The following is a 13558-nucleotide window of genomic DNA, read 5'->3' as shown; positions in this document are numbered from 1 at the left end:
ATTACGCTCGACGGAGACGTCCGCGCCACGCGGACGCGACGGCGCCTCGGGAGGGGATCGATAGTGAGACTGCGGACGCGGACAGCACACGACCGGCGAACGCGCCTGGCGCGCGGGGCGGGGTTCGCGTTGCTGGTGTCCGTCGCGGTCGCCGGATGCGGGGCCGAGGAGGCACCCACCGCGACGTCGTCCACCACGGTCTCGCGGACACCGTCCCCCACCACCTCCGCGACACCGACGCCCACGTCTCCGCCGATCGCGCGCACCGACCCCGCGACGCCCCTCGCGGCACAGCCGACGGTCGATCCGTACGAAGGCATTCCGCTCGTCGACCACGTCGAGTGGACCGAGAACGTGGACGGCCGACGCCTGCTCGTCTTCCCCTCGGAGGCGGGCCGCCGCACCACCTACCCCGGTTCGGACGAGCGCGCTTGGCAGGAGGTGCTCGCCCACTCCCCCGCCGCCGACGCTCCCGGCATGCGCGACCAGTTCATCTGCCACTGGGACTGGGCGCGGCTGGTACAGCCGAACAAGCCGAGCTGGAATCTCGAACCGTGGCGGCCCGCCGTCGGCTACCCCGCCACCGTGCAGGCCTCGTGCAACCCGGGCGGACCCGAACGCTGACGGTTCGCCCGCTATCGGAAAGGACACCCATGCGCATCGTGATCGCCGGTGGACACGGCAAGATCGCCCTGCTGCTCGCCGAAACGCTCGCCGCCGCAGGTCACTCCGTGACGAGCCTGATCCGCAACCCCGACCATGCCGAGGACGTCGCCGCCACCGGAGCGCGTCCCGTCGTGCTCGATCTGGAACGCACCGACCTGCCCGCGCTCGTCGACGCCCTCACCGGAGCCGATGCCGTCGTCTTCGCGGCGGGCGCGGGACCCGGCAGCGGCGCGGCCCGCAAGTACACCGTCGACAAGGGCGGCTCGGTGCTGCTCGCCGACGCCGCCGAACAGGCGGGTGTGCGCCGTTTCGTGCAGATCTCCACCATGGGGGCCGGTCAGCCGCCCGCGCCTGGCACCGACGAGGTGTGGGCCGCCTATATAGCTGCCAAAACCCAAGCCGAGGACGATCTTCGGGCGCGCGATCTGGACTGGACCATCCTGCGCCCCGGCCGGTTGCTCGATACCGACGCCACCGGCCTGGTCACGCTGAGCCAGTATCCGATCGGTCGCGACAGCATTGCCCGCGCCGATGTCGCCGCCGTTCTCGCCGCCCTCCTGTCCGCTCCGAACACCGTGCGCACCACGCTCGCGCTCGTCGCGGGGGATACGCCACTGGAGGATGCGGTCTCCGCGATAGGTAGCTGATTGATTGCTGAATGGTTTGCGTAGCAGCGGATTCGACCGGGGTGATCCCAAAGTCGGTTCCGTCGGCCGAGTTATCCGCGCCATACGAGCGCTTGTTTTCGCCACGATTCCGGAACGATTTTCGATGTCACCGATTCCGGGCTCGACACGGCCGACGCCCGTCGCCGGAATGATGACACTTCACTCCACTCGCAGATCGCGAACCGTCCGGTCTCGTCCGCCGCGCGCACGCAGGCCGCGCCGGAACGCCCACCTCGCCTCAGCGCGCGGTCTCCGACCTGGCCAGGCGCATACCTCGCCGCCCGAACCGGGCCGCGCGGGCCGAGGGAAACCCGGGCGCCGAGACGCCGACCCGATGAACCGTCCGGTCGGGACGGTCGGCGACACCAGCGGTAAGGGTGAAAAACCTTTTGTGCGAATACAATCGATCGTGCAGATGTACTTGCATCTGAAAGGCACGCGGACATAAACTCAGTTCCGCAAAGCTATATAGGGGACAACCAGGGGAGGCCGCGTGGGCGAACCGATGGCAAAGTCGCCGGAAGTTTGCTGCCGCCTACAGTCAGGGGCGTCTTATGGACCAGCCACTCATCGGCGGCCGGCTCGGGTTCGCCGAGGCCGCACTGGCCGACCAGCCAGCGAACGGTAGAACTATGAGCACATCGCCGGCCCGCAGCGGCCACCGAAACACTACGTACTCGCGAGAAACGGCGGTCGCGTTCGTCATCGATGCCGTCGAGTCCACCGGCGCGGCCACCCGGAACGATTTCGACATCGATCGGATCGTCTCGACGGCGCACGCCATGGCGGACGACTGGGATCTGAAGGCGCTGCAACCGGCGACCTTCTGGCGGATCGCGTCCACCTTCATCAAACAGTAGCCGATTCACCACGCGGCGCCGCAGCCGAACCACGCTGCGCGCCAATGAATCTCGCCTGTGACAACCCCGGCCGGACACTACCGTCGTCCGCGGGGCCTCGGCGTGCGACGCACATCGCGACCTTCCCGATCACTCCCCTCGCGTCATCCGGACGCTCACCCGGGCGGCCATCTCCCGCCTTCCCGCAGGCTCTCCATCGTTCGCGGCGGTTCGAGACCGCCGACTGTCCGAGCGGTCCGGGACGACCCGCCGCTCAGCGAGCGCACACGGCGGTCCGGATGAATACGCGGTCAATCATTTTCGGCGCGCACGCTGCCGCACGGGCAAGCGAAAAGAGACCGCTCGTAATCTTCAGTGCCTGCGCGTGATCACAGTTCGGCCGCGTACTTCGACAACATGTCGATCGACTTCTGCGGCGGCAAGGCCTGGACGCTCAGGCGGTCCATCACCGAAAGGTAGAGCGCCAGGTCCTGCCTGCGGTCCAGGTACAGAGCGCTGGTCAGGTGCTCGAGGTACACGATGTCGGGTAGCTCGGGCTCGGCGAAGCGCAGGATGCTGAAGGAGCTGCCCGCGGCCGCGTGCTCACCCGCCGAGTACGGCAGAACCTGAAGGGTGACGTTCGGCAGAGCCGCCAGCGCGATGAGATGTTCCATCTGCTCGCGGAGCACATGCGGCCCGCCGACCGGGCGGTTCAGCGCGGCCTCGTCGATCACCGCCCAGACGATCGGCGGATCGGTGCGGTGCAGGATCTCCTGCCTGCGCTGACGCACGGCCACTCGCCGATCGGTGTCGGCGTCGTCGTAGCCGAGAGCCAGTACGGCCCTTGCGTATTCGGGAGTCTGCAGCAGGCCGGGCACGAGATGCGCTTCGTACGTGCGGATCTTGTTGGCCGCCTGCTCCAGGCCCAGATAAGTACCGAACCACGTCGGAAGCAGATCGTTGTAACGGTGCCACCAGCCGGGCTCGTTGGCCTGCCTGGCCAAAGCCAGGAACTGTTCGCGTTCTTCGGGATCGGCGACGCCGTAGAGGGTCAGCAGATCGCGGATGTCACGTTCTTTGAAGCCGGTGCGGCCCAACTCGAGACGACTGATCTTGGCGTGCGAACCGCGGATCGCCTCACCCGCGGCCTCGCGGGTGATGTTGCAACTCTCGCGTAGCTTGCGCAACTGCCCACCCAGGGCGATCCGGAGCACGGTCGGACCACGCTCCGCGACAACCGATTGCACGAGGCCGTCGTCGTTGGGTTCTGCGATCATGGAGTTCGTCTCCGATACTCGAGGTTGCCCACCAGTGTGTCACACACTTGTCGTTACGAGACACACCGCACCGACCGCAATGTTACCTTTCAGCTAGTCAAATCGTCGAATTCCCCGGCTTTCGCACCGCGGACGAACGCGTCGATCTCCGGACGGGTGTAGAACAGGATGGCACCCTCGGGGTCGCGCGAGTTGCGTACGGCGACCAGGCCATTGGACACCTCCGCCACCTCGACGCAGTTGCCTCCGCTCGGTCCGCTGAACGAACTCTTGCGCCAGGCGCTGGTGATCTTGTGCGTGGTTGTACCCGACATTTCCCACTCCTCGGTTACTGCCAGTGTGAGGGACTTACGGCTCGAGCTTGCAGATGCACGCTCAAACGTTCTTGCATTTGCACCCGCATTCGGACGATAGCACGAAGTTCACCATGCGGCGCAGAATAATTCGGACCTACCGGTCGGCTTTGATGCCGATGATTCGCGGAGTCCTGTAAAGGCCCCGTTCACCTCGCGCATCCGGACCGCTCACGGCAACCGAATCTTGTACTGTCACAGAGCACATCGGATGACCGTCCATTCGCGACAACCGCGGAGCCGGACGCGCGCGGCGCGCCCCGCACATCGGTCAAGGGCGGCGGACATCCGGCCACGCACACATGTTCCAAGGAGTCTTACGCGATGCCCGAAGACCACAGCCCACTCATCCGGACCGACATTCCCCATTCCGCGCGAATCTGGAACTACTGGATGGGCGGTAAGGACTACTACGAAATCGACAGGATCGCCGGCGACGCGGGCATCGAGGTCGATCCCGACATCACCACCATGGCCGTGCAGTCGCGGCAGTTCCTCATCCGCGCGGTCCGCTTCCTGGCCAGCGAGGTCGGCATCCGTCAGTTCCTCGACATCGGCACCGGCCTGCCGACCATGCAGAACACCCACGAGGTCGCGCAGAGCGTGGCGCCGGACTCGAAAATCGTTTACGTGGACAACGATCCGCTGGTGCTGACGCACGCGCGGGCGCTGCTGACCAGCACGACGCCGGAGGGCGTTACGACGTACGTGGATTGCGATTTCCACGACACCGAGCAGATCGTCGCCGACGCGCGCAACGTGCTCAACTTCAACAAGCCGATCGGCGTCATGTTCATGGGCGTGCTCGGCCACGCCAAGTCCTACGACGAGCTGCTGCGCATCGTCCACACGGTGCTCGACGCCGTCCCGTCGGGCAGCTACCTGGTGATGTGGGACGGCACCGACGACAGCAAGGAATACGTAACCCTCTGCGAGAACTACACCGGGACCGGTGGCGTTCCGTACTTGCCGCGGCCGCAGGCGCAGATCAAGGCCGTCTTCGACGGATTGGAGATGGTGGAGCCCGGCTTCACCTCCATCACCCAGTGGCGCGCCCAGAATGCCGAGGTCGGCGAGATCCGGCCCATTTCCGCGTACGGCGCCGTGGCACGGAAACCCTGACGCCACACAACGCGAATATCGACGCGTCCGCGAAAAGTCCGGCGGCACCGGAAATAGCGTGACGCGTCATCGAGAACGTGTGCCGCGCCGAATAATTCCTGACACGTCAGGAAAAACGGTCGGGCACGTCTGGAAAGAGGCTGTGCCACAACGGCGGCCGCCGATCGGTTCGGCGGCCGCCGTTTTACATACCTGTTGGTCGTTCGTGCAAATGTACTTGCATCTGCAAGGTACACGGTTCTAAACTCGGGCAGTAGATAGCGGGGAGGCGCCCAGGGAGTTCGCGCCGGCGTCGCCAGACAATCGCCTCCCCATTGCCAGACGCGAGGGGCGGTCGACATGAGTCAGCCATTTCGAACTCCCCACCGGGACTTCCTTCTCGGAGGCACCGGTGTCGAGACCTTGCGGCCACGCGCCGTAAGCGAAGTGTCCACCGCCGATTGCGGCGCCGAACCCGGTGGCCTCACCTACCGCAGAGCGCGCGAGATCTTGCACGTCCACGAGGTGCACGGCCCACAGTGCAGGCAATGGCTCGCGGCGGCGGCGTACCTGTCCGCCGGTCTCGACGACGAGTAGTCGCACCCCGATATTCGTCCGGCGCAGCTCTTTTCGCGCAGCGTTCACGCCTCGGGCGCGTCACCGTAGACGACCAGCCAGATGGCCCGCCCCAAGGAGTCGGCAAGCGCGGCGTCGGTGACGACCGAGTTCGCGGCGAAGGCGGCGGTGATCGATCGCTCGACCATAGCGGTCAGCACCAACGCCGTCGCGGTCGAATCGACGGCCGGATCGATCCGGCCCGCGGCCCGATCCGCCTCGAGCCGAGTACGCACCACCTCCACGAAGGCCGCAACCCGACCGCTCCAGTACCGCCCCACATCCCGGTCGTAGGCGGCGACTTCGCTCAGCGCCAGTAGCAGATACCGATGTTCCCGGAAGCCCGCGATCATGCTGCCGATCGCGCCCACCACCCCCGCCCGGTGGTCGCCGTGGTCGCCGCGCCACCACGTCTCCGCCGCGTCGAACAGGTCCGCGGTGGCCAGCTCGGCCATTCTGATCAGTAGCCGACTCTTGTCCGGAAAGTAGCGGTAGAAGGTCGATCTCGCCGCGCCCGAGGCGGCCGCGATCTCGCGCACCGCGATCTCGGTGTAGGGCGTCCCGTCGGCGAGCAGTTCCTCGACGGCGCGCAGGACGCGCCGCTCGAAATCCGTTCGCCGGTCGTCGACCGGCCTGCGCGCGTGCTTCGGGGCTCTCGTCAGCGACGGCATCCGCCACCCGGGCGCCGCCGCGATCGTTCGCTGGAGGGATTCATGAATTCCATTCTGCCGTGCGGGCGTTGACACCGGGGCGCGCCGAGCCGCACCATCGATCGGACACTGTGTCCGAGACGTTGTGACCGAGGTGGTTCGAAAATGCCTGGCGCTCCTGCCATCCCGGTCGAGGACACCGAGGTCGTCGTGGTGGGCGCCCGCTGCGCCGGCTCGGCGACGGCCGCCGCGTTCGCACGGGCCGGCGTGCGGGTCGTGCTGTTGGAGGCCTCGCGATTTCCCTCGGACACGCTCTCCACGCACCTGTTGTGGCCCGGCGGTGTCGCGGAATTGGCCCGTCTCGACGCGCTCGATCGCGTCACCGCCCTGGGCGCGCCGCCGCTGCGTACCGCCTACGCGGCGGGCGCGGGTCACACCATCCGCTCGCCGTTCGCGCCGGTCGACGGCATCGACTACGCGCTGTGCGTGCGCCGCACCGGGCTGGACGCCGCACTCGCGGCCACCGCGGTGGCGGCGGGCGCCGATTTGCGCGAGGGTGCGCGTGTCGGCGAATTGCTCTGGCGCGGAACACGATGCGTGGGTGTCAGGTACGCCGACGCCTCCGGAACCCGCGAATTGCGCGCCGCCCTCGTGGTCGGCGCCGACGGACGGCGCAGCACCGTGGCCCGGCTGGCAGGGGCGGCCCGTCCCCGGTTGTCCGCGCCGAGCGGCCGCGACTGCTACTTCGCCTACTGGCGCGACACCTCGGCCGGATGGCGCGAGGTGGCCGCGCAGTGGCGCGACGGGCCCGATCTGGGCACCGCCTTTCCCTGCGACGACGGACTGCTGCTCGCCCTGGTGCAACCTCCGTCGAGCGCGGAACGTCCTGGTCGCAGCGGCGCCGAACGACGCTATCACGAAGCGATCCAACGGATTCCGGGGCTGGCCGACCGGCTCGCGGGGTGCGAGCGGGTCGGTCGCGTCCGCTCCGCGACCGGATTGGTCTCCTACTTCCGCCGATCCAGCGGCCCGGGCTGGGCGTTGCCCGGCGACGCGGGACATTTCAAGGATCCGGTGACGGCCCAGGGCATTCGCGACGCGTTGCACTACGGCCGACGGCTCGGCGAACTCGCCGCCCCGGTGCTGCACGACCCGGACCGGCTGGACGCGGCGCTGCGCGCCTGGGAGTCCCAGCGCCTCGCCGACTGTCTCGACATCTATCAGTGGACCAACCGGCTGGCGCGCGCGGCGGCCATGAGTCCCTTGGAGATTCAGCTCTACCGCCGCGCCACGAGCGACCCGGAGCTGGCACGGGCGGTCACCGCGATCTTCTCGCGAACGAGGGATCCGAAAGACGTCTTCACCCCCGCGCTCGCGGCCACGCTTGCCCTCGGCGCGCTGCGCGACGCCTGGCCGTCAGTCGGTCCGGTGCTGACCCATCTCCTGCACGAGGCCCGCGATACCGCCGCCGACTGGTGGCAGTCGCGCGCGCACGACGCTCTCGCTCCCGCCACCGCCGCCTGCTCTGGAGATCGACATGCGTGACACACGACCGCCTTCCGGCCTTCCGCTCACTCGCCGCGAGGTACTGCGCGGCGCCGTGGCCGCGGGTGTCGGCCTTGCCGCGACCGCTTCGACAGCCACCGCCGCTCCGGGAACGAAGCGGACGCCCGCGCCAGGCCGATCGGTGGCGATCTTCGGCGGTGGCGTCGCAGGCTTGTCCGCGGCTCACGAGCTCGCCGAACGCGGATACCAGGTCACCGTGTACGAACCCGCGTTTCTCGGCGGCAAGGCGCGCAGCATGGGCGTGCCGGGCACGGGCAAGGGCGGACGCTTGGATCTGCCCGGCGAGCACGGCTTTCGCTTCTTTCCCGGCTGCTACCAGAACATCCCGGACACCATGCGGCGCATTCCGTTTCCCGGGAACCACGACGGCGTCGCGGGCAACCTGATCCGGGTGGAGGGCACGGTCGCCGGGTTTCGCGGGCGCCCACCGATTTTCGTACCCGTCGAGCGCGGGGCGATCGATCAGGTGACGCCGCAGCGCTTGCAGAACACGATCGTCGGCGCGTTCGGCTTCGTCCCCGAACTGCCGCCCTGGGAGCTGGCGTTCTTCGCCAAGCAGATGACCGTGTGGTTCACCTCCTGCGCGGAGCGGCGCTACGGGCAGTGGGAGTACGTCACCTGGGAACAGATCCTGCACGCGGAGGGCAAGTCGCCCGCCTATCGCGACTACCTGGTCAACGCGCTCACCCGGATCACCGTCGCCGCCAAACCGCACGTCAGCTCGGCGCGCACCATCGGAACGATCGGCGAGGCGCTGGTGCTTGCCGCGACAGGGGCGATTCCGCAATACGCCGCGGGCATCGACCGCATCCTGAACCGGCCGACCAACGAGGCGTGGATCGATCCGTGGGTCGGCTACTTGCGCTCGCTCGGCGTACGTTTCGTCATGAACCGGGGCGCGAGTGCGCTGGAACTGCGTGGCGGGCGCATTGTTTCGGCGACCGTGCGCGGTGCGAACGGCGCGGCCGAGACCGTCACAGCGGACTGGTACGTCTGCGCCATGCCGGTGGAGCGTACCCTTCCGCTGCTCAGTGATCGGATCCTCGAGGCCGATCCGCGACTGGCGGGCATGCACCAGCTGCACACCGATTGGATGGTCGGCATCCAGTACTACCTCACCCGCCCGACCGAACTGCCGGAAGGCCATATCGCCGCGCTCGGTTCGCCGTGGGCACTCACCGCGTTGCGCCAAGCGCCGATGTGGGTGGGCGATTTCGCCGAACGATACGGCGACGGCGCGGTGCGCGAATGCCTTTCGGTGGACATCTCCGACTGGGACTCCCCCGGCGTGCTCTACGGTCGATCCGCCAAGGAGTGCGGCCGCGAGGAGATCGCCGCGGAAGTGTGGGCGCAACTGAAGGAATGGCTGAACACCGCGACGGGCTGGTTGCGCGACGAGGACGTGCACTCCTGGCACCTCGATCCCGGAATCACCTGGCGCGGTGGCGCGATCGACAATGCGACCCCTTTGCTCGTCAACACCGTCGGCTCCTACGACCACCGACCCGACGCGCACTGCGCCGTGCCCAATCTGTTCTTCGGCGGCGACCATGTGCGCAGCAACATCGATCTGGCGACCATGGAGGGCGCAAACGAATCCGGCCGCGCGGCGGCCAATGCCATCATGGACGCCGCCGACGACCCGGGTCCGCGCGTGCCGATCTTCCCGCTGGTCTCGCTGCCGATCTTCGATCAGGCCAAACGCATCGATGCCGAGCGCTACCGCGCGGGCCTGCCTCACGTGCTGGACGGCTGAGGGTCCTCACCGGCGACCCACACCGGGCATTCCGGCGAAGAAGATCTCGAACACTTTCGGCGGGTTCGTGTTCAGGCGGGCGCTGGTCGACGGGACGTACGGCGACCCCTCTGCGGTATCGGTCACGACGTAGTTCGCGTGCGCGCCCGGCATGCGCTGTTCGATGCCGGAACAGTCCGGACCGCCGGTCGCGTTGACCTTCGGCAGGTCCTCCGGATACTGGTACGGCTCCGAGGCAGGCAGGAAGTTGGCGTTGAACACCGCCCCCGGCACCATGCCGCCGAATATCGTCTCGGCCAACGGCATCACCGAGGCGATGCCGACGATCACGCAGCGCAGCGCGGCGCGATACTCGTTCAGCAGCGCGCTCCCCGGGCGCAGCAGCCGGACCGCCGTCGCCAGCGGCTGCTCGCTCTCGGTGAGGACCGCGCGGGTGGTCTCGGCCAAACCCACCACGTTGAGCAGCATTTCGTCCAGGTCCGCGGCCCGGTCCGCGATCGTCGCGCCGGTCGCGGTCGCGTTGTCGATCGTGCGCAGCAACTCCCCCGCGCTGTCGGCGTAGAGGTCGGTGACCTCGGCGGTGGCGGCCATGTCGCGGCCGAGCTGAGGAAGACTCGGATTCAGTTGGCGCAGCGTGACATCCGCGCGTGCCAGCAGATCACCGAGCAGCTCGCCGCGACCCTGCAACGCGGCGCTCAGCGCGGCCAGCGTCGCGTTCAGCTGTCCCGGTTCGACTTTCGCGAGCACCGTGGCGAGCCGCTGGAACAGCGTGTTGAACTCGACGGTGACCGATTCCGCCCTGACCAGCGTCCCCGGCGTCAGCGAGCGCCGCGACGGTGCGGCGGGCGGCACGAAGTGCACGTACTTGGCGCCGAAGACCGTCGTCGAGCGAATGTCGACCATGGCGTTCTCCGGGACCATCCGCAGCAGCTCCGGATCCAGCTCCAGCCGCAGCCGCACCCGGTCGGCGTGCGGTTCCACGGCCGCGACGCGCCCGATCTCGACGCCGCGCATCCGCACCGCGGCGTCCGGATCGAGCACCAGACCCGAGCGTGGCGCGTCGACGAGCACCGTCGCGGTCGACTCGAAGCGGCCCGCGTACATCGACATGGCGAGCAGCGTCACCGCCGCGATCACCGAAAGGAACGCCAGCCCGGCGAGTTTGAGCCGCACCATCGCCCAGGTGGCCAACAGGATCGGAAAGCGCCCCCGCGAGGACTGTTGCCGTGCGTCCACTCTTCACCCCTTCGAGAGGGCCCTGCGCGCGATCACGCGACCGCGAATCCCTTGCTCGCGTCCGGTCGACAGTAGTACTGTCCAGACACGTGTCCAGCATATGTCTGGACAGGTATCTGTGGAAGGATTTCCGATGACTCTGGTGAAACCACAGCGCGTCTCCGGCGGCGAGCACGAGCACGGACATCTCGAGGAGTTCCGCTCCGACCCGATCGCGCTGATGCGCCGGGTGCGCGCCGAGTGCGGTGACATCGGCGCCTTCGAACTCGCGGGCAAGCAGGTCATCCTGCTCTCCGGGGCGGAAGCCAACGAATTCTTCTTCCGAGCCGGCGACGAGGATCTCGACCAGGGCGCGGCCTATCCGTTCATGAAGCCGATCTTCGGCGAGGGGGTGGTCTTCGACGCCAGCCCGGAGCGCCGCAAGGAGATGCTGCACAACCAGGCGCTGCGCGCCGAGCACATGCGCGGACACGCGGCAACGATCGCCGCCGAGGTCGAGCGGATGCTGGCGCGCTGGGGCGACGAGGGCGAGATCGATCTGCTCGACTTCTTCGCCGAGCTGACCATCTACACGTCCTCGGCCTGCCTGATCGGCGTGAAGTTCCGCAACGAGCTCGACGGCAGGTTCGCGCACCTCTATCACGAACTCGAGCGCGGCACCGACGCCTTGGCCTACGTGGACCCCTACGCGCCGATCGAGAGCTTCCGCCGCAGGGACGAGGCCCGCGTCGCGCTCGTCGAGCTGGTGCAGGGGATCATGGACAAGCGCGCCGCCCTTCCCGCCGCCGACCGCGGCGACCGCGACATGCTCGACGTGCTGGTCTCGGTGCCCGGCGAGAACGGCGCACCGCGCTTCAGCGCCAGCGAGATCACCGGCATCTTCATCTCGATGATGTTCGCCGGTCACCACACCACCTCCGGCACCGCGGCGTGGACGGTCATCGAACTGTTGCGCCACCCAGAACTGCTGGACAGCGTCGTCACCGAGCTGGACGAGCTGTACGCGGACGGCTCCCCGGTGAGTTTCGGTGCGCTGCGCCAGATTCCGCGCCTCGAGGCGGTGCTGAAGGAGACACTGCGCCTGCATCCGCCGCTGATCATCCTGATGCGCGTCGCCAGGGGGGATTTCGAGGTGTGCGGGTACCACATCGCCGACGGTGACCACGTGGCCGCCACACCCGCCATCTCCAACCGGCTGCCCGAGGACTTCCCCGATCCGGACGCCTTCGACCCCGGCCGCTATCTCGACCCGAACCAAGAGGACATCGTCAACCGCTGGACGTGGATCCCGTTCGGCGCGGGCAGGCACCGCTGTGTCGGGGCCGCGTTCGCGCTCATGCAGCTCAAGGCGATCTTCTCGATCCTGTTGCGGGACTGGGAGTTCGAGATGGCGCAGCCCTCGGAGAGCTACCGCAACGACCACTCGAAGATGGTGGTGCAGCTGGAACAGCCCTGCCGGGTGCGCTACCGCAGGCGCCGTCCTCGACAGGACGGCTGAACGCCGGGGCCGTTCGGACCGGAGCTCCGACGGACACGCTCGAACGGCCGCGACGGCGAGTCGCGGCCGTTCGAGTGTCGCCGTCTCAGTCGTAGCGAACCTGCCAGCTCTTGACGCCGTTGATCCAGCCCGACCGCAACCGCACCGGATCCGAGACCTGGCGCAGGTTCGGCATGGCGTCGGCGATCGCGTTGAACATCAGGTCGATCTCCAGCCGGGCCAGGTTCGCGCCGACGCAATAGTGCGCGCCCGTTCCGCCGAAGCCGACGTGCGGATTCGGATCGCGCAGGATGTCGAAGGCGAACGGGTCGGTGAAGCCGTCTTCGTCGAAATTGGCCGAGCTGTAGAACAATCCGAGCCGTTGCCCGGCCCGGATGCGCTGCCCGCCGAGCACCACGTCCTCGGTGGCGGTGCGCTGGAAGGCCGTCACCGGAGTGGCCCATCGGACGATCTCGTCGGGCGCGGTCCGCGGCCGGCTCGCTCGATAGATCTCCCACTGCTCCGGGTTGTCCACGAAGGCCTTCATGCCGTGCGTGATCGCGTTGCGCGTTGTCTCGTTGCCCGCGACCGCGAGCAGGATGACGAAGAAGCCGAATTCGTCGGAGGCCAGCGCCTCGCCGTCGACGTCGGCGTGCACCAGTTCGGAGACGATGTCGTGTACCGGGCACGCGCGGCGCTGCTCGGCCATGGTCCATGCGTAGCCGAGGATTTCGGCCGAGGCGGTGGTCGGGTCGCCGTACTCGGGATCGTCGTAGTTGAGCATCTGGTTCGACCAGTCGAAGACCTTGCGCCGATCGTCCTGTGGCACACCGAGGAGTTCGGCGATCGCCTGCAACGGCAGCTCGCAGGCCACCTGCTGGACGAAATCGCCGCCGCCCGTTCGTTTGGCGGCGTGCACGATGCGCTCGGCGCGTTCGGTCAGCGCGGCGCGCAGGCTCTCGACCGCGCGCGGGGTGAATCCTTTGGAGACGATCCGGCGGATCTTGGAGTGTTTGGGCGGGTCCATGTTGACCAGCAGTGCGCCGGTGAGGTCCATCTGCTCCGCGGTGATGTCGCCCGGCAGGCGGATGATGGCGCCTTTGCGCTGGGAGGAGTACAGCTCCGGATGGCGCGAGATCTCCTTGACGTCCGCCAGCTTGCTCACCACCCAGTAGCCGCCGTCGCGGAATCCGCCCGAGGTGTCGTCGGACTGGGCGTTCCACCACACCGGCGCGGTGCGGCGCAGCAGCGCGAATTCCTCGACGGGGCTGCGGTTCTGCCAGAGTGCGGGATCGGTGAAGTCGAAACCCGCGGGCAACGACGGTGCGGTCATGTCTACCTCCTGGAATGGAAT

Annotated in this window: 13 protein-coding genes; 8 read left to right on the top strand and 5 right to left on the bottom strand. The window is 67.9% G+C overall.

All coding sequences use genetic code 11. The features are described 5' to 3' along the window. The first annotated feature begins 63 nt into the window (after window positions 1-63). From CRP45_RS02350 to CRP45_RS02340, 3 genes are all read left to right on the top strand, one after another. Window positions 64-624, top strand: a complete 561-nt coding sequence (locus CRP45_RS02350; protein WP_342746973.1) for a DUF2599 domain-containing protein — start codon at window positions 64-66, stop codon at window positions 622-624. 29 nt (window positions 625-653) lie between these two features. Next, a complete protein-coding gene (locus CRP45_RS02345; protein WP_097243580.1) occupies window positions 654-1313 on the top strand; it encodes an NAD(P)H-binding protein in 660 nt (219 codons plus the stop codon). 653 nt (window positions 1314-1966) lie between these two features. Continuing rightward, window positions 1967-2194 (top strand): hypothetical protein, encoded by a 228-nt coding sequence (locus tag CRP45_RS02340; protein WP_067778370.1) that lies wholly within the window; start codon window positions 1967-1969, stop codon window positions 2192-2194. Between the two features lie 368 nt (window positions 2195-2562). Here the strand turns inward: CRP45_RS02340 and CRP45_RS02335 are convergent, their stop codons facing one another. Together CRP45_RS02335 and CRP45_RS02330 are read right to left on the bottom strand one after the other, a co-directional pair. Further along, the gene (locus CRP45_RS02335; protein ID WP_067778218.1) at window positions 2563-3450 is read right to left on the bottom strand and encodes a helix-turn-helix domain-containing protein; all 888 of its coding nucleotides are present in this window, start codon (window positions 3448-3450) and stop codon (window positions 2563-2565) included. Between the two features lie 89 nt (window positions 3451-3539). After that, window positions 3540-3764 carry a DUF397 domain-containing protein gene (locus tag CRP45_RS02330; RefSeq protein WP_067778219.1) on the bottom strand — a complete coding sequence of 75 codons (225 nt, stop codon included), beginning with the start codon at window positions 3762-3764 and terminating at the stop codon, window positions 3540-3542. Between the two features lie 363 nt (window positions 3765-4127). Between CRP45_RS02330 and CRP45_RS02325 the strand changes: the two genes are divergently transcribed. Beyond that, a complete protein-coding gene (locus CRP45_RS02325) occupies window positions 4128-4925 on the top strand; it encodes an SAM-dependent methyltransferase (RefSeq protein WP_097243579.1) in 798 nt (265 codons plus the stop codon). Window positions 4926-5351: 426 nt separating this feature from the next. Next, the gene (locus CRP45_RS34390) at window positions 5352-5501 is read left to right on the top strand and encodes a hypothetical protein (protein WP_245909838.1); all 150 of its coding nucleotides are present in this window, start codon (window positions 5352-5354) and stop codon (window positions 5499-5501) included. A gap of 44 nt (window positions 5502-5545) precedes the next feature. Here CRP45_RS34390 and CRP45_RS02315 read toward each other — a convergent pair whose 3' ends face one another. Further along, the gene (locus CRP45_RS02315; protein ID WP_097243578.1) at window positions 5546-6190 is read right to left on the bottom strand and encodes a TetR/AcrR family transcriptional regulator; all 645 of its coding nucleotides are present in this window, start codon (window positions 6188-6190) and stop codon (window positions 5546-5548) included. A gap of 144 nt (window positions 6191-6334) precedes the next feature. On the opposite strand from CRP45_RS02315, the gene CRP45_RS02310 reads away from it, so the two are divergent. Beyond that, on the top strand, window positions 6335-7714 hold the full coding sequence (locus CRP45_RS02310) for an FAD-dependent oxidoreductase (RefSeq protein WP_097243577.1): 1380 nt from the start codon (window positions 6335-6337) through the stop codon (window positions 7712-7714). Then, complete coding sequence (locus CRP45_RS02305) at window positions 7707-9491, top strand: hydroxysqualene dehydroxylase (RefSeq protein ID WP_097243576.1); 1785 nt, start codon at window positions 7707-7709, stop codon at window positions 9489-9491. Before CRP45_RS02310 ends, CRP45_RS02305 begins: the two co-directional genes overlap by 8 nt. A 6-nt stretch (window positions 9492-9497) precedes the next feature. On the opposite strand, the gene CRP45_RS02300 is transcribed toward CRP45_RS02305, so the two are convergent. After that, a complete protein-coding gene (locus CRP45_RS02300; protein WP_425436905.1) occupies window positions 9498-10727 on the bottom strand; it encodes an MCE family protein in 1230 nt (409 codons plus the stop codon). Between the two features lie 133 nt (window positions 10728-10860). On the opposite strand from CRP45_RS02300, the gene CRP45_RS02295 reads away from it, so the two are divergent. Then, window positions 10861-12225 (top strand): cytochrome P450, encoded by a 1365-nt coding sequence (locus CRP45_RS02295; RefSeq protein WP_097243574.1) that lies wholly within the window; start codon window positions 10861-10863, stop codon window positions 12223-12225. 85 nt (window positions 12226-12310) lie between these two features. On the opposite strand, the gene CRP45_RS02290 is transcribed toward CRP45_RS02295, so the two are convergent. After that, a complete protein-coding gene (locus tag CRP45_RS02290; protein ID WP_097243573.1) occupies window positions 12311-13537 on the bottom strand; it encodes a cytochrome P450 in 1227 nt (408 codons plus the stop codon). Window positions 13538-13558 lie beyond the last annotated feature (21 nt).

The sequence above is a fragment of the Nocardia amikacinitolerans genome, from assembly GCF_900215415.1.
Classification (GTDB): Bacteria; Actinomycetota; Actinomycetes; order Mycobacteriales; family Mycobacteriaceae; genus Nocardia; species Nocardia amikacinitolerans.
This window is presented reverse-complemented; position numbering and strand designations above follow the sequence as displayed.